Here is a 16,118-nt window from a genome sequence, read left to right as displayed (position 1 = left end):
GGGAGTTCGCACTCAACGGTTCTCCGGCGAACCGGACGATCTCCGGAAAACCGGGATGGCCGGTGGGCAGGCCCACGAGAACGGGACGACTCGCCCGGCCGTGTGCGAGACTCGGCGGGACCAGGCAACGCCGCTGTGCAGAAGGGGAGTCGCGCACGATGGGGCGTCCGCAGAAGGAGATCGTCCTGGACGGGTCACCGGTCCGGCTCTTCGCGTACTGGCTCCGGGACCTGCGCGGATCGGCCGGGCTCACACTGGATCAGCTGGCCCGCCGCACCGGGTACGGCAGGACGACCGTCAGCGACGCCATGCGGGGCGAGAACCATCCCACCCGTCCGGTCACTCTGGCGATCGTCGGCGCCTGCGGGGGCGATGTGCGGCGGTGGGGCGGGTACTGGGCGCAGGTGCGCCGGGCCCTGGACCCCGATTGTCCGGACGGCCCGGCCGGGATCACCCCGCCGCCCTGGGACGGCCCGGCGGACGGCACGACCGGGTTGCACGCCGAGCGGTGCCCGGCGGATTGCGAGCGCACCGAGCCGCACGGCTGGTACACCGAGTCCGTGTCCACCCGGCTCAGGCTGGACACCCCGGCTCCCGAGGCGCTGGAGCGCCGGATCGTGGTCGCGACCTGCGACGGTCTGGCCCGGATACCCGTCGGGGTCAGCGTGCCCCGGCGCGCCGGTGACACGACGCCCGGGCACGGCCTGGAGATCTCCGTCGTCCAGGGGGGACGGCTGGAGGACGGCGGGCCGCAGTACGAGAGCTACTTCGAGCGTTTCCTGGTGCTGCCCGCGCCGCTCACGGCCGGGACGCGACACGTGTACGAACTGCGGCTGCGGATCCCGCCGGCCCAGCCGATGGCACCGCACTTCGTGCATGTGCCGCTGACCCGCAGCGAGCACTTCCGGCTGCGGGTCCGCTTCGACCGGGCGAGGCCGCCGCGCACGGTGTGGCGGCTGGCCGGGGTGCCCCCCGCCGTGATCTACCAGCAGAACCCGGGCACGCCGGCGCTGCGCCCGGACGAACAGGGGCTGGTGGACGTCGAGTTCGGGGCGATGAAGGTGGGCTACGGCTACGGGCTGTGCTGGCTGGAGGCGGGCACCGGGGGATAGTCCGCTTCCTTCGTGCCCAGTTTGGCGCGGACCGGCTCGGTGTCGGGGTGGTGCAGGTCCTGAAAGAGCGCGAGGGCCTCCTCCCACAGGGCACGCGCGTCCTCGCCCCGGCCGAGTGCCGCGTGGGCGTCCCCCAGGTGCTCCAGAGCGTGGGCCTCGCGGTAGCGGTCGCCCAGGGCCCGGTCGAGGTCCAGGGAGACCTCGTAGTGGCCGATCGCGGCGGCGGGCCGGCCGAGCCCCTGTTCGGCGCGGCCCATGCCGATCAGGATGCCCGCCTGTCCGTCGAGGTGGCCGAGCCGGGTGTAGAGGTCGAGGGCCCGGCGTGCGTGGTCGAGGGCGACGGTGTGCTCTCCCAGCCGTTCCCACTGCTGGGCCACGGAGGTGAGGCCGTCGGCGAGCGCGAGCGGGTCTCCGGTGCGCTCGGCCATGGCGAGGGCGAGCCGGGCGTGCGGCAGCGCCCTGCGGGGGTCGCCACAGGAGTCGTACACCCGGACCAGGGAGAGCCGTACCTCCCGTACGCCCTCCTCGTCGCCCAGGCCCCGGCAGGCGCGCAGGGTCTCGTACAGCAGGTCCAGCGCCTCCCTCGTGCGGTTCAGACGGGAGAGGGCGTCGGCGAGCCGGCGGGTGGCGGTGGCGTGGGCGGCACGGTCTCCCGCCCGGCCTGCGGCGTCGCGGGCCAGTGCGTGCACGGCGGCCCGCTGGGCGCGACGGCCGGAGCGGCGCAGATGGACGGCGCAGGCATCGGCGAGTCGCCAGGCGTACGGTTCCAGGCCCACGGTGGCGGCGGCCTGGGCGATGACGGCCTGCAGCGAGGACAGTTCCGCCTCGAACCAGCCGGTCGCCGCGGCGTGGTCGCCGATCGGCGGCTGCGCGGCGGTGGGCCTCGGCGCACCGCCGGGTGTCGGACGCCAGGGTTCGAGGTGATGGTCGGCCAGGCGTGCGGTGTCCAGATAGTGCCGCAGCAGCCGCTCGGTGCCCTCCCGTCGCTCCTGCGGCGGGCCGCCGTCGAGGAGTTCTGCGGCGTAGAGCCGGAGCAGGTCGTGCAGGGCGTAACGGCCGGGGGTGTGCTGGCGGACCAGGTGGGCGGCCGTGAGGGTGTCGAGGAGCGCGGTGGGCGGGTCCGTGGCCCCGATGAGGCCCGCGCAGGCCGTGGCGTCGAACTCGGGTCCGGGGTGGCAGCCGAGGAGCCGGAAGAGGCGGGCCGCGGGCGCCGGCAGCAGCGCGTACGAACCGTGGAAGACGGTCCGTAGGTCGACATCCGCGTCCTGCACCCCGAACAGGTCCAAGGGCGCCCGGGCACACCGCAGTTCGCGGACCAGGGCGCCGACCGATCCGGCGGGGACGGCGGCCGTGCGGGCGGCGGCGACGCTCAGCGCGAGCGGCAACCGGGCGCACAGGTCGACCAGTTCGTCGGCCTCGCGCGGCTCCAGGGCGAACCGCTCGGCGCCCATCTGCCGCTCCAGGAGGGTGCGGGCGGCGTAGCGGGGCAGCACGTCGAGGGCGATGCGCCGGGCGCCTTCGCGTACGACCAGGCCGTCGAGGCGGTTGCGACTGGTGACGACGGCGACGGAACCGGGGTCGGTGGGCAGCAGCGGCCGTACCTGGTCGGTGGAGCGGGCGTTGTCCAGGACCAGCAGCACCCGGCGGCCGGCCAGCAGGGTGCGCAGCAGTCCGGAGGCCACGGCGGTGTCGGCCGGGACGGCGGCGGGGGTGACGCCGAGGGCCTGGAGGAAGCCGTGCAGGGCCTCTCCGGGGTCCATGACCTCCTTGTCACCGAAGCCCCGCAGATTGACGTAGAGCTGGCCGTCCGGGAAGCGGGCCTGTGCCCGGTACGCCCAGTGCAGGGCGAGCGCGGTCTTGCCGACACCCGCGGTGCCCTCGACGACGGCGACGGCAGCCCGGCCCGTGGCGGGGTCTTCGGACCGGCTCCGTAACGCGTCCAGCCGGGCGAGTTCGGCGTCCCGGCCGACGAACACGGGGTGGGTCAGGGGAAGTTGCCGGGGAACGGTGAGCGCGGGGGAGGAGTGGCGGGCATGGGGGCGGGCGGCGGTGGGGCGCAGTCGCCGGGCGGCGTCGGCCTCGTCCCGCAGGGTGGCGAGCCGGCCGGCCTCGGGTCCGGCGACGCCCAGCGCGGCGAGGAGCGCGTCGAAGACCCCGGTGCCGGGCAGGGTGGTGCCGTTGAGGTAGGCGTACACGCTGCTGGTGGAGACGTTGAGGCGTCTGGCGAGTTCTCGGCGGTCCAGTGTTCTGCCGAACCGTTTCTCGGCCTGGACGACGGCGCGGGCCAGTTCGGCCGCGAGCCGCTGTCCGAGTGCCGTTCCGTCCTGGCCGGACGGCCAGGGGGCTTCGTTCGCCACCGTTCCTCCGCGGGGACGTTCACGGGTCCGCACCGCGCGGATCCAGACGTTTCCAGTGTGTTCCAGGATCGCGGGCGGCCGGACGTATCCACATGTTTGCCTGCGGATTCCACACCGAGGGGATAACGGCCCTCGAACGGCCGCAGGAGGGCGACAGCCGTGCAGACCCACTGAACACCGCGCCGCACCCGATCCCGGCCCTCGACGTCCACCGGCGGGACGTGGGGGCCGGTTGCGGGCGGGGTTCCCGGCAGGCCGGGGCGGGAGGGCGGTTCCGGTGGGCGGACGCGGATCAGGTGGTCTCGTGGCGGCGGACGCAGTCGAGGACGGTGCTGGCGGCCGCGGCCCAGGTGTAGCGGGCGGCCATGGTGTTGCGGAGCTCCGCGGCGTCACGGAACGCGGCCTCCGGGCTGCGTACGACGGCGTGGATGGACCGCGCCCAGGTCTGGATGTCGGCCTTGCGGCTGCCCCGCGTGGCCTCCACGTCCACCACGGCCCGAGCCGCGACCGGCGACTGCTGGGCGCGCAGCAGCATGCCCAGCCCGCTGCGGCCGCTGACCAGCACCGGCACCCCGGAGGCGATCGCCTCCGCGCCGGCCAGGCCGAACGCCTCCGCCCGGGAGGGCATCAGGACCAGGCTGGCCCGCGCGAGGTCGTTCTTGATCCGCCGGGGATCAGCGGAGTAGCGGCGGGGAATGACGTCCACGGCGGAGTTGCCGACCCACTTCTCGACCTGCGCCGCCAATGCCGCGGACTCGTCATCGGGCACCCCCCGTACGAGCAGGTGCCACGAACCGGGCCCAGCCGCTTTCGAGGCCGCTTTCCCCACTGCCCGGGCGGCGATGTCCAGCCCCTTCAGATCGGCGTCCTCCAGCCGGCCCAGCAGCAGGATCTGCGGGATCTCACCCGGCCGCGGCGGGGTCGCCTGTGCCTCGCCGTCGAAGCCCGGGTCGATGCGTACGGGCGCGGCCAGGTCCTCATACTCGGGCGTGCGCAGATGGGGCCACAGGGCCCGTTCCAGCCGGGGGCCGACGGGCACGGGGTGCAGCGCGCCCCGGCAGAGTCGCAGTTCCAGATCCGTGCGGTCCTCGGCGCGAGCTGCCAAGTCCCCTTCGGCATGGGGTTTGTGGGCTTCCGCCTGGTCCGGTTCGACGTGCAGGAAGTGCAGTCGCCCGGCATTCTTGAAATAGCGCTCGACCAGCACCTTGGCCGCCGGTCCTGTGACCCTGCCGTGCCCGAGGACGAGGTCGGGCACGAACCCGTCGGCGAACACCGGCGGCACCGACAGTGCCGCCTCCCGGGTGAGCCCCGGCTGAGCGACGTCGATCAACCGCACCCCGTCCCCGGCCGCGTCCGCGCGCTCCTCCGGGGTGGAGGTCTCGACCATGACCCGGACGTCCGCCTTCTGCCGGGCGAGGGCGACGCTCAGCTTGCTGTTGAACGCGCTCAGGCCACCGCGCGCCGGAAACCACTCGTCGGCGACGACCAGCACCCGCACCGGCCGGCCCGGCTCCCGCCGGGGGCTCGGCAGAGGATCGCCGACCCCGGCCCGCTTCAGCAGGGCGAGAATGTCGTCCAGCCACCAGAGGAACGACGAGGCGAACCGCCGGTCGTCCTCCGCCACGGCCCCGCCGTCGAGGCCCGACGCCTCCAGGGCCCGTCGGGCGTTCTCCCAGATGCCGTCCACCGAGTCCCGGATGAAGTGGACTTCGGCTGTCGAGGGCAGTTCCCGGTCCAAGCCGCCGTCGGGCGGCCGCACCACGGCCAGCGGCCCCATCGTCCCCGCGGCCCTGGCTTCCGCCAGCCAGTGATACGTTCTCCGCTGGTGGCGGATCGCCGTCATGTGCATCAGATACCGGACGAAGTGCGGCATCTCCGGGTGGCCGCCGTCGGACCATGCCCATGCGCCCAGCCGCGCGTCCGCACCGGCCCGCCCGAGCAACCGCAACAGCCGCCGCGGGTCCGCGTCGTCACCCCGCTCCGGTTCCACAACGTCCACGTCACCCGGTGTTTCCGTCGGCGCCTTGCCCAACTCCAGTGTTACCGCGCCCAGATGGCACGCCCCGAGCGGGCCTGTGACCGTCTCCAGCCGCTCGCGCAGTCCGGACCACTCCCGGTCCGGGCCGGCGCCGAGCAGGAGCGACAGATTGAGGATCTCCCGGTGCCGGCGCAGGATCGCCTGATCGAGCCGGTCGGCGGACTGCACGCCCGCCACCACGACCGAGCCGTGCGGGGGCGGGCCGGGCAGAGCGTCCGGCACCCGGACCGGCAGCGTGGGGTACAACTCCCTGTCGGCGTGCTGCAGTTCACGGAAGCGCCCCCACATCGCCCGCAGGGAGGCCACCCCTTCCTCGGCGCGTGTGCCATCCAGCGGGACGAAGACGTGGACCGCGACCTCCTGCTCTGTGATCTGACGCTCCGTCAATCCATGCTCGCTTACTTGTCCATCGGGCACGTGCCGGTACACCCCCGCCTCGCGTCGCCGCCCCCGGCGCTTCTCTCGCTACAGTTGAGCCCATGCAGTCTAGGGCGGATTCACCCGGTACGGGCATGGACGCGACGTTGCTCGCCCGGGCCCGCGAGTTGCTCGACGACGTCCCCACCTGGCGGCTTCCGCCGGCCGCATGGTCGCGTCCCGCCGCCGCGGTCGAGGCACTCGCGGCGGCGTACGAGGCCGGGGACACGGTTGCTCTCGGGGGCGCCGTCGCCCGGCTCGAAGTCCTCAGCCCGAACCGGGTGGAGCGCATCGCCGACCCGGCCGACGTCGCGCCGCCGGAGCCCTTGCGGGAGCGGGTGACCGCCCTGGTGCACACCATCGCCGACCCTGACGAGGGCACGCCGGGAGAAGCCGACGGTGACGACCGGCGCTGAGGCGGGGGCGCCCACTCCTGTGAAGCCGCCGCACCGCCGTGTGCATCTCGCCCTGGCGCTGCGGCGCGCCCGCCGGGCGACCGTGGACGGCCGCTTCCCGCGCCGTACGGACCGCGCCGTCGGCTTTCTGGAGGCCGCCCTGGCACTGGCCGGGCCGGAGAAGCGGGTGGCCCTGCTGGAGGGGATCGCCGCCCTGCACGCCGAGTCGGCCCGGCGCGGCGGGGGTCCGGCCGCGGGGGTGCGGTCGGTGGAGGCACTGCGCCGGGCCCTGGCCGACGCGGGACCGGACGAGGCGGTGGTCCTCGCACAACTCGCGGAAGCACAAGCCGCGTTGCATGCGATGACGGGCGACACCGGGCTGCTGCGGGAGGCCGTCGCCACCGCTCGCCGGGCAGCGGACCGGGTCCCCGACGATCCGCCGGCCCGGATCATGGTCCTGTCGTCGGTGGCCGGGCTGCTGCTGCGGGCGGGGTCGGACCTCGCCGATCCCGAGCTGTTCGAGGAGGTCGTCGTGGCGGTCGGGGACTCGCTCGCCGCGGGCGGCGGTTCGCTGCTGCAGCTGGCCCAGGCCCATCGGCTGCGGTACGAGTACGACGGCGACGCCGAGACGCTCGCGCGCGCCGAGGCGGCGGCCCGGGACGCCGTGACGCAGTGCGAGGAGCACGGGCTCGACGCGGCCGACGAATACGCCGAACTCGCCCAGGTCCTGCGCTACCGGTCCGGCCGCACCGACGATCCGCGCCTCGCACGGGAGGCCGCGGCTGCGGCACGCGAGGCGCTGGACCGCACGGCCGACGGCGACGAGGAACACTCCAAGCGGGCCTGCCTGCTGGCGGGCGCCCTGACCGAGTGCCACTACGCCGGGGACCCGGAGGCCCTGGCGGAGGCGGTCGCGGTCGTACGCGCGGCCACGGCCTCCGAAACAGCGAGACCTGGGGCGGCGGCGGGCGACCGCCGGGCCGCCGCCCCAGGGCCGGCGGGTCACTCGGCCGCACCCCCGGCCTGCCCCACTCCGGCAGCCGGCCGTTCCGACGTCTGGCAGATCGCCGCCGCAGTGCTGTGCGCATGGGCCGATCAGCACGAGGACGTCGGCGTGGCGGAGGAGGCCGAGCGGGCGGCGCGGACCGCGCTGGGCCTGGCCGGGGACGACGGGCAACGGCGGGCCGACGCGCTCGACACCCTCGCCGACGTCCTGCGCTGCGGCTATCTGCTGAGTGACGACCCCAAGCTGCTGGACGAGGCGATCGCGTACGGCGAGTCGGCCGCCCCGCTCGAGCCCGGCCCGCCCGGCGACCGGGCTGGGCGCATCGGCAACCTCGGAGTCCTGCTGCGCCTGCGGCACGAGGAGACCGGGGCGCCCGCCGATCTGGACGCGGCGATCGGCCGTTACGGCGAGGCCCTCGCCCTGCTCGGCGACGACCACCCCGACGCCGGGATCCACTTCAACAACCTGGGCTCCGCCCTCACCGCCCGCACCCGGCTGCACGGCGTCGACGACGGGCTCGACGAGGCGATCGCCGCCGGCCGGGCCGCCGTACGCGGCGACGGTCCCGCCCACCAGCGGGTGCTGCGGCTGAGCAACCTGGGCGGGGCGCTGTACGCGCGCTACACCCGCGACGGTGACCTCGCCGACCTGGACGAGGACATCGACCTCCAGCGCGAAGCACTGCGCCTGGCCCCGCCAGGCCATCCCGAGCGCCCCGGTCTGCTCAGCAATCTGGCCACCGCCCTCACCGAACGCCACGAGACGCTCGGCGTCCGGGACGACCTGTCCGAGGCGCTCGCGCTCCTGGAGGAGGCGATGGCGGCCGGGCCGGCGTCCCGGCGGCTGGCGACGGTCGCGGGCGCCCACGGTCTCGCGCTGCACGCGCACCACCGCGTCACGGGCGACCAGGACTCGCTGGAGCGGGCCCTCGGCAGCCTGCGCACGGCCGTGGAGGCCACCGCGCCCACCGATCCGCATCTGCCGCTCCAGCTCGCCAATCTGGCGGCCTCGCTGCGGGCGGCGTCGGCACATCGCGCGGCGGCCGCCACTGAGGCCGTCGACGCGGCGCGCGGTGCCCTGTCCTCGCTCGGCGAGGGGCGGTCGGCCACCGCGGTCCGCGGCAGTCTGCTCCTCGCCCTGGCCGCCCGGTCCGGCGACGGGGACCTCGACGAGGCGGTGACGCTGGCCCGCCGGGTGGTCGCGGACACCCCGCCGGACGATCCCGACCTGGGCCGCTCGCTGGCCAACCTCGCCTATGTGCTGAACCTGCGGCACGAGTCCACCGGCGAGGCGGACGACCTGGCGGAGGCACTCGACGCCCTGCGGGCCGCCGCCCGCACCGGGACCGGCCCGGCGGACGTCCGGCTGCACGCTGCCCGTGACTGGGGCCGGCTGGCGGCGCTGACGGGCGACGCGCGGGCCGCGGCGGAGGCGTTCGCGCTCGCGGTGGAGCTGCTGCCGGCCGCCACGCCCCGCCGGCTGGAGCGGCCCGACGCCCAGCGAAGGCTCGCGGAGGCCGCGGGGCTGGCGAGTGACGCGGCCGCGATGTGCCTGGCCTGCGGGGATCCCGAGCGGGCGCTGAGCCTGCTGGAGCTCGGCCGCGGGGTGCTCCTCAACCGCCGGTCGGGGATCCACGCCGACCTCGCGGACCTCCACGACGCCGACGCCGGTCTCGCCCGGCGCTTCGAGGAACTGCGCGACGCGCTCGACCGGCTGGACCATCCCCCGCTGCCGCTGCCGCTGCCCGCCCCGCCGCCGGAGACGGAGGTGACCGGCCGGGAGCGCGAACGCCGCCGGGACCTGGAGGCCGAGCTCGACGTGGTCGTACGCAGGATCAGGACGCTGCCCGGGCAGGCCGGGTTCCAGCGGCCGCCGTCGGTCGCCTCGCTGCTCGCCGAGGCCGCGCACGGTCCGGTCGTCGTGGTGAACGTCAGCGGGTACCGCTGCGACGCGCTGCTGCTCACCGCCGACGGGCTGCGGCAGGTGCCGCTGGACGGCCTGGACGCGGACGGGCTGGAGCGGGCGGCGGGCGTGTTCCACGCGGACGTCGTCACCGCGCTGGATCCCCGGGCCGCCCAGGACGACGTCGACGCGGCCAACGAGCGCGTCACGGCGACACTCGACCTGCTGTGGCGGGAGGTGGCCGCCCCCGTCCTCACCGAGCTGCGGGTGACGGACCCGGACACCCGGGTCTGGTGGGTGCCGACCCAGGCGCTGTGCCGGCTGCCGCTGCACGCCGCGACGGCGGCCCAGGACGCCTCGGAGTCGCCTGCGGACGGCACGGTGTCCCCGGAGTCGCTGGTGGACCGCACCGTGTCCTCGTACACGCCCACGGTCACCGCGCTGCACCACGCGCGGGCCCGCGGCGCGGCGCCGGACCGCACGGTGGCGGCCGTCGTGCACGCCGACGTGCGCCGCCCGGGACTGCCGGAGCTGCCCGCCGCGCGCCGCGAGGCCCGGGCGGCGGCGGACCGACTCGGCGTCGAACCGCTGGACCTCGCCGAGTGCGAGCGGGAGGTCCTCATCGACGCGCTGGTCACCTGCACCCATCTGCATCTGGCGCTGCACGCGGTGGCTGACCAGGACGACCCGGGCACCAGCCGCTTCCTGCTGCCGGACCTCGATCTGACCTTCGCCGAGATCGCCGCACGCCGGGGCCGCTGGGGCCGTCTCGCGTACCTCTCGGCGTGCGAGACGACGTACACCCCCCGCAACCTCGCGGACGAGGCGATCCACCTCACCTCCGCGTTCCTGCTCGCCGGGTTCTCCGGGGTGATCGGCACACTGTGGCGGGTACCGGACGCCGTCGCCGAGACGACGGCCCGCGTGTTCTACGACGCCCTGGACACCGTCCGCGACGAACCGGCCGTCGCCCTGGCCCGTACGGCGCGGCTGGTCCGCGTCCACTACGGCGACGCCCCGGCGGCGTGGGCGGCCCATCACCACGTCGGCATCTGAGCGCCCCGGGGCCCGCGGCGGTGTCAGAAGGCGCCGTTTGCGTCATGGGCGAGAGCCGGGCGCTAGATCCTGCTCTCCGTGGCCGTGTCCGCCGACAGCCGCTGGGCGATGTAGATCGGGACGACGGACAGCAGGACCAGCAGCGCGGCCACCACGTTGACGACGGGGGCCTGCTGGGGGCGGGTCATGTTGTTGAAGATCCAGATCGGCAGGGTCTCGACACCGGGCCCGGCCGTGAACGTCGTCACCACGATCTCGTCGAAGGACAGCGCGAACGCGAGCAGTCCGCCCGCGAACAGCGCCGAGCGCACCAGCGGGAAGGTCACGTCGGCGAAGGCGCGGAAGGTGTCGGCCCCCAGGTCCATCGCCGCCTCCTCGTACGAGCCCGAGGTGCGGCGCAGCCGCGCGACCACGTTGTTGAAGACCACGACGATGCAGAAGGTGGCGTGGCCGACGATCACCGTGAACAGGCCGAGGCCCACGCCGAGCGGTTCCAGGACCGTGCCGAACGCCGAGTTGAGCGCGATGCCCGTGACGATGCCGGGCAGCGCGATCGGCAGGACGACCACGAAGGAGATGGCGTCGCGGCCGAAGAAGCGGTGCCGGGCGACCGCGAACGCGATCAGCGTGCCGAGCACCAGCGCGATGGCCGTGGCGCCGAGGCCCGCCTTCACCGAGACCCACACGGCGTTGCGGGCGCCGTCGTTCTCCCAGGCCACCGACCACCAGTGCAGGGTCCAGCCGGGCGGCGGCCAGCTCGCGCTGCGGTCGGGGTTGAAGGAGTTGACCAGGACGAGCGCGAGCGGGACGTAGATGACCGCGAAGCCGAGCCCGGCGGCGATGCGCAGGGCGATGCGCGCGGAGCGGGACAGTTGCATGACGAGGGACCTCTTCTAGAGGCTGCTGAGGGCGCCCGTGCGGCGCATCGCCAGCAGGTAGAGCACGATGACCACCACCGGAACCGTGCCCAGCGCGGCGGCCATGGGCAGGTTGAGCTCGATGTTGGAGTAGACGAGGTTGCCGATCAGCTGGGTCTTGCCGCCGACGATCTGCACGGTGATGTAGTCGCCGAGGCTGAGGGAGAAGGTGAAAACCGAGCCGGCGGCGACCGACGGCAGCACCATCGGCAGCACCACCGAGCGGAAGGTGCGGCCGGGGCGCGCCCCCAGGTCGGCGGACGCGTCCAGGAGGTTGGCGGGCAGCTGCCCGAGCGCCGTGTGGATCGGCAGGATCATGTACGGCAGCCACAGGTACGTCAGCGTGATGACCGCCGCGGGCAGCCCGAATCCGGGTCCGCTCAGCCCGAACGGCTCCAGCATCCAGTCGGCCAGGCCGCCCTGCGACAGGATCAGCCGCCACGCGTACACCTTGACCAGGTAGCTCGCCCACAGCGGGGTGAGGATCGCGACCACCAGCAGGGGGCGCCACCGGGGCCGGGCGACGCGCGCGGTGTAGAACGCCAGCGGGAAGGCGATCAGCGCGCACAGGACGGTGACCGCGAGGGCCACGCCGACGCTGCGCAGGATCACCTCGCGGAAGACGGGTGTCGTCAGCAGCGCGTGGAAGTTGTCCGTCGACCAGACCTTCACCACCTCGGAGGTGAAGGAGTCCGTCGACCAGAACGCCGAGACGAACAGCACCGCCAGCGAGCCGAGGTAGAGCACGGCCAGCCACAGCAGCGGTGCGGTCAGCAGGAGGGACAGCCGCAGCCGCGGGCGGCGGTGCAGCAGCCCGGCGAGCCGCCGGACGGGGGTCCGTCCGGCGGCAGGCAGGGTGGCCTTCATCCTCGAGTCCTCAGCCCTTGATCTCGGTCCACGCCTGGACCCACTTGGCGTACGGCACGCACTTGACGTCGGTGCGGCCGTCGAGGCACTGCTCGATGGGCGTGTTCCAGAACGCGACGTTCTTCCAGTAGGCCGTGTCCCCGGCGTGGAAGGTGGTGCAGAAGTTCTTGTCGCTGGTCTGCTCGCACGCCTTGGCGTTGGCCGGGGCCTCACCGAAGTACTCGGCGACCTGGGCGTTCACCTTCGGCGAGATGATCCAGTCCATCCACTTGTAGGCGCAGTTGGGGTGCTTGGCCTTGGCCGAGAGCATCCACGTGTCCGACCAGCCGGTCGCACCCTCCTTCGGCACGAACGCCGCCACCTTGGCCTTCTCGGCCTGCGCGAGGTTGGCGATGACCTGCCAGGTGGTGCCGACCACGGAGTCACCGCTCTTGAAGGCGGAGATCTCCTTGAGGTAGTCGCTCCAGTACTCGCCGACGTTCGCGTTCTGCTTCTTCAGCAGGTCCACGGCCGCGTCGAACTGCTTCTGGTCGAGCGCGTACGGGTCCTTGATCTTCAGCTCGGGCTTGGTGGCCTTCAGGTACAGCGCCGCGTCGGCGATGTAGATCGGGGAGTCGTACGCGGTGACATGGCCCTTGTACTTCGCCGCGTCGTCGAAGACGGCGGACCAGGACGTCGGCGCGGGCTTGACCTTCTCCGTGTTGTACATCAGCAGGTTGGCGCCGCGGCCGTGCGGGATGCCGTACGCCGTGCCCTTGACGGAGTTCCACGCCTGCAGCTTCAGGTCGCCGAAGACGTCCTTGTAGTTCGGCACGAGGTCGGTGTTGACCGGTGCCGCGTCGCCGGAGGCGATCAGGCGCAGGGAGGCGTCGCCGGAGGCGGAGACGGCGTCGTACTCGCCGGTCTTCATCAGCTTGACCATCTCGTCGGAGCTGGCCGCGACCTTGGAGTTGACCTGGCAGCCCGTCTGCTTCTCGAAGTCGCCGACCCAGTTGACCTTGGGGTCGTTGGACCCGTCCTCGACGTAGCCGGCCCAGGCGATGAGGTTGACCTGTCCCTCGGTCTTGCCCAGCTTCGCCTGCGCCTTCAGCTTCGGCGGGTTGAGGCCGGTCGACGGGGATGAGCCGCCCGAGTCGGACGAGCCGCAGGCTGCGGCTGTGAGCAGCGCCGCGACGGCGGCGGTGGCCTGAAGGGTTCGGGTGAGACGCACGACGTTCTCCATGGGTGACGGGGGCTGGCGTGGGGGGTCAGCGGGCGTCCGGGACCTGGACGGTGTGACGGCGGTGCCACTGGAGGCGCACCCGGGCGCCGCGGTAGGCGGCGACGTCCTCGGACGAGGTCTCCAGATTCTGCTGGAGCGCGGTGAGGCGACCGCCCGCGTCGAGGTCCACGAGGAAGCGGGTGGCGTCTCCCAGGTAGACCACTTCGGCGACGGTGCCGGTGGCGGTGGAGTGCTGCGGCTCGTCGGACGTGGCGGACTCCTTCAGCACCCGGATCTTCTCGGGCCTGATGCTGTACGTGCCCGCGGTCCCGACGACCCGTCGCGCCGCCTCGCCGTCCAGCAGGTTCGAGGTGCCCACGAAGGAGGCGACGAACGCGGTGGCGGGGCGCTCGTAGATCTCGGCGGGGGTGCCGACCTGCTCGATGCGGCCCTGGCTGAAGACGGCGATGCGGTCGCTCATGGTCAGGGCCTCCTCCTGGTCGTGGGTGACGAACACGAAGGTGATCCCGACCTCGCGCTGGAGCGCCTTGAGCTCGACCTGCATCTGCTCGCGCAGCTTGAGGTCGAGGGCGCCGAGCGGCTCGTCGAGCAGCAGCAGCTTGGGACGGCCGACGAGGGCGCGGGCGAGCGCCACCCGCTGCCGCTGACCGCCCGAGAGCTGGTTGGGGCGGCGCTTGCCGAACCCTTCCAGGCGTACGTCGGCGAGGGCCTTGCGGGCCTGGGCGAGCCGCTCGGCCTTGGGCACCTTGCGGATCTTGAGGCCGTAGGCGACGTTCTGCTCGACGGTCATGTGCGGGAAGAGGGCGTAGTCCTGGAAGACGGTGTGCACGTCCCGCTCGAAGGGCGCGAGCCCCGTGACCTCCTGGCCGGCCAGCTCGATGGTTCCCCCGGTGGGGCTCTCGAAGCCCGCGATCATGCGCAGGACGGTCGTCTTGCCGGAGCCGGACGGGCCGAGCATCGAGAAGAACTCGCCGTCGGATATCTCCAGGTCGACCCCGGCCACGGCGGTCGCGTCGCCGAACTCCTTCCGCAGGCCCTGCAGCCGGACGGCGCTTCCCTCCATGGACGGGAACCTTTCTGGTGCACTCTTACGTTGGCTCGAAAAGATATGAAAGCATAGTTCAAATCTCAAGTCCCCTTCAGGGTAAAGATTGAGCCAACGCACAAGGTGGTGGCCGTGAAGCACGACAGGAGCGGTGCCCGCAGAGCCGTGTTCACCCCGGTGGACACCCGCGCGCGCGTGGAAACGGTCGTCCGCCGGCTCCGCGACGCCATCGAGCTCGGACTGCTCGCCGACGGGGAGCAGCTGCCCGGCGAGAGCGAGCTGGCCGGGCAGCTCGGCGTGTCCACGGTGACCCTGCGGGAAGCGCTCATGGCGCTGCGGCAGCAGGGCCTGGTCACCACCCGGCGGGGCCGCGGCGGCGGCAGCTTCGTCTCGCTGCCGGCCGAGCCGGCCGAGGAGCGGATCACGGCGCGGCTGGCCGACTGGAGCACGGAGGAGCTGCGCGACCTGGGCGACCACTGGGCGGCCGTCTCAGGGACCGCGGCCCGGCTCGCGGCCCAGCGCACCGAGCCGGACGACCTGCTGCCGCTGCGCCGCACCCTGGAGGAGTTCACCGCCGCCGAGGACGCGGCGGCCCGCAGCCGGGTGTACGGCCGCTTCCACGTCGAGCTGGCCGCCGCCGCGCAGTCCGCCCGGCTCACCCGCGAGCAGATCGCACTGCAGACGGAGGTCGGGGCGCTGCTGTGTCTCGTCCTGAAGGACGACGCCTATCGCGAACAGGCGGCGGACCGTCACCGCGCCGTAATCTCCGCAGTGCAGGATGGGGCCCACCAATCGGCCAGGGAGCTGGCCGAACGGTGCGTCCAGGAATCGACGGCACGGCTCATCGCGCTGCGCCTCGCCCTGTGACGCGTCGACATCCGGTCCACGTGCGCTGGAGGGCGCCATGAGCACGAGCCCCGGTCTGGTCGCGGAGCCCGAGGCGGACGTCGCCGCCCGGGTCCGCTCCGCGCTGGAGACGGTCTTCGGCGCCGTCACGGAGACCCGCGCCGACACGACGGCACTGCTGACCCGCGTGGCCGCCCAGGGCCGGCGGCCCGCGACCGCAGACCTGGCGGGGCTGCGCCCCGGGCTGCACACCCGGCTGACGCGCCAGGACCTGGTGTCCGGTGTGGGCTTCGTGGCCGCCCCCGGGTTGCTGAGCGACGTACCGGCGTGGCTGGAGTGGTGGCAGAGCGGCACGGACGGCGACGTACGCCCCTTGCTGCCCGACCTGGACCCGGAGCACTCGGCGTACTCCGACTACACGCACTGGGACTGGTTCGCGCTGCCCCGCGACACCGGGCGGCGGGCGGTGGCCGGTCCCTACGTGGACTACCTCTGCTCGGACGAGTACAGCCTCACGCTGTCGGCGCCCGTGCACGTCGAGGGCCGGTTCGCGGGCGTGGCCGCGGCCGACGTCTACCTGCGGCACTTCGAGGCGGTCGTGCTGCCGCTGCTGCGCAACCTGCCCGGTGCCGCCCACCTGGTCAACGCCCGCGGACGCGTGGCCGCCTCGGCCGACCCCGCGCACCTGGCGGGCTCGCTCACCAAGGGACCCGACTTCGCGGCCGTGCTGGAGCGGGGCCGGCCCGGCATCTGGCGGGGGCTGCGCCTGACTCCCTGCGACGGTGTCCCGCTCGTCCTCGTGCTCGACCGCTGAGACCGCCGAGACCGCCGAGACCCTCGTGGGCGGCGGCCGCCGCACCCACGCGACGCCGCGCCTCCAGGAGCCGCCGGGAGCTTGTGGACGAGGGTGAGCCCCGGCGCCGTCGGCGACCTGAACG

General features: G+C 73.7%; 11 protein-coding genes. 5 read left to right on the top strand and 6 right to left on the bottom strand.

Going from position 1 to position 16,118, the window contains the following annotated elements; all coding sequences use genetic code 11:
* Positions 1 to 158 precede the first annotated feature (158 nt).
* Positions 159 to 1,112, top strand: a complete 954-nt coding sequence (locus ACZ79I_RS35655) for a helix-turn-helix domain-containing protein (protein ID WP_471503246.1) — start codon at positions 159 to 161, stop codon at positions 1,110 to 1,112.
* Here the strand turns inward: ACZ79I_RS35655 and ACZ79I_RS35650 are convergent.
* On the bottom strand, positions 1,073 to 3,469 hold the full coding sequence (locus ACZ79I_RS35650; protein ID WP_471503244.1) for an ATP-binding protein: 2,397 nt from the start codon (positions 3,467 to 3,469) through the stop codon (positions 1,073 to 1,075). The genes ACZ79I_RS35655 and ACZ79I_RS35650 overlap by 40 nt on opposite strands.
* Positions 3,470 to 3,761: 292 nt before the next feature.
* Entirely contained in the window at positions 3,762 to 5,894 is a 2,133-nt protein-coding gene (locus ACZ79I_RS35645; protein ID WP_471503242.1) for a CATRA conflict system CASPASE/TPR repeat-associated protein, read from the bottom strand.
* Between the two features lie 92 nt (positions 5,895 to 5,986).
* Between ACZ79I_RS35645 and ACZ79I_RS35640 the strand changes: the two genes are divergently transcribed.
* Complete coding sequence (locus tag ACZ79I_RS35640) at positions 5,987 to 6,340, top strand: CATRA system-associated protein (RefSeq protein ID WP_471503240.1); 354 nt, start codon at positions 5,987 to 5,989, stop codon at positions 6,338 to 6,340.
* Positions 6,324 to 10,283, top strand: coding sequence for a CHAT domain-containing protein (locus ACZ79I_RS35635; RefSeq protein WP_471503238.1), 3,960 nt, complete (start codon positions 6,324 to 6,326; stop codon positions 10,281 to 10,283). The genes ACZ79I_RS35640 and ACZ79I_RS35635 overlap by 17 nt, the downstream gene beginning before the upstream one ends.
* A gap of 62 nt (positions 10,284 to 10,345) precedes the next feature.
* Here ACZ79I_RS35635 and ACZ79I_RS35630 read toward each other — a convergent pair whose 3' ends face one another.
* The 4 genes from ACZ79I_RS35630 to ACZ79I_RS35615 are packed head-to-tail and all read right to left on the bottom strand — an operon-like array spanning position 10,346 to position 14,352.
* Entirely contained in the window at positions 10,346 to 11,161 is an 816-nt protein-coding gene (locus ACZ79I_RS35630; RefSeq protein ID WP_471503236.1) for an ABC transporter permease, read from the bottom strand.
* Between the two features lie 15 nt (positions 11,162 to 11,176).
* On the bottom strand, positions 11,177 to 12,067 hold the full coding sequence (locus tag ACZ79I_RS35625; RefSeq protein ID WP_471503234.1) for an ABC transporter permease: 891 nt from the start codon (positions 12,065 to 12,067) through the stop codon (positions 11,177 to 11,179).
* Between the two features lie 10 nt (positions 12,068 to 12,077).
* Entirely contained in the window at positions 12,078 to 13,277 is a 1,200-nt protein-coding gene (locus tag ACZ79I_RS35620) for an ABC transporter substrate-binding protein (protein ID WP_471503232.1), read from the bottom strand.
* 37 nt (positions 13,278 to 13,314) lie between these two features.
* A complete protein-coding gene (locus ACZ79I_RS35615; protein WP_471503230.1) occupies positions 13,315 to 14,352 on the bottom strand; it encodes an ABC transporter ATP-binding protein in 1,038 nt (345 codons plus the stop codon).
* A gap of 105 nt (positions 14,353 to 14,457) precedes the next feature.
* On the opposite strand from ACZ79I_RS35615, the gene ACZ79I_RS35610 reads away from it, so the two are divergent.
* Positions 14,458 to 15,201: a FadR/GntR family transcriptional regulator gene (locus ACZ79I_RS35610; protein ID WP_471503228.1), complete on the top strand. Its 744-nt coding sequence runs from the start codon at positions 14,458 to 14,460 to the stop codon at positions 15,199 to 15,201.
* Between the two features lie 37 nt (positions 15,202 to 15,238).
* Entirely contained in the window at positions 15,239 to 15,994 is a 756-nt protein-coding gene (locus ACZ79I_RS35605; protein WP_471503226.1) for a cache domain-containing protein, read from the top strand.
* Positions 15,995 to 16,118 lie beyond the last annotated feature (124 nt).

It is taken from the genome of Streptomyces sp. PSU-S4-23 (genome assembly GCF_055632315.1).
This window is presented reverse-complemented; position numbering and strand designations above follow the sequence as displayed.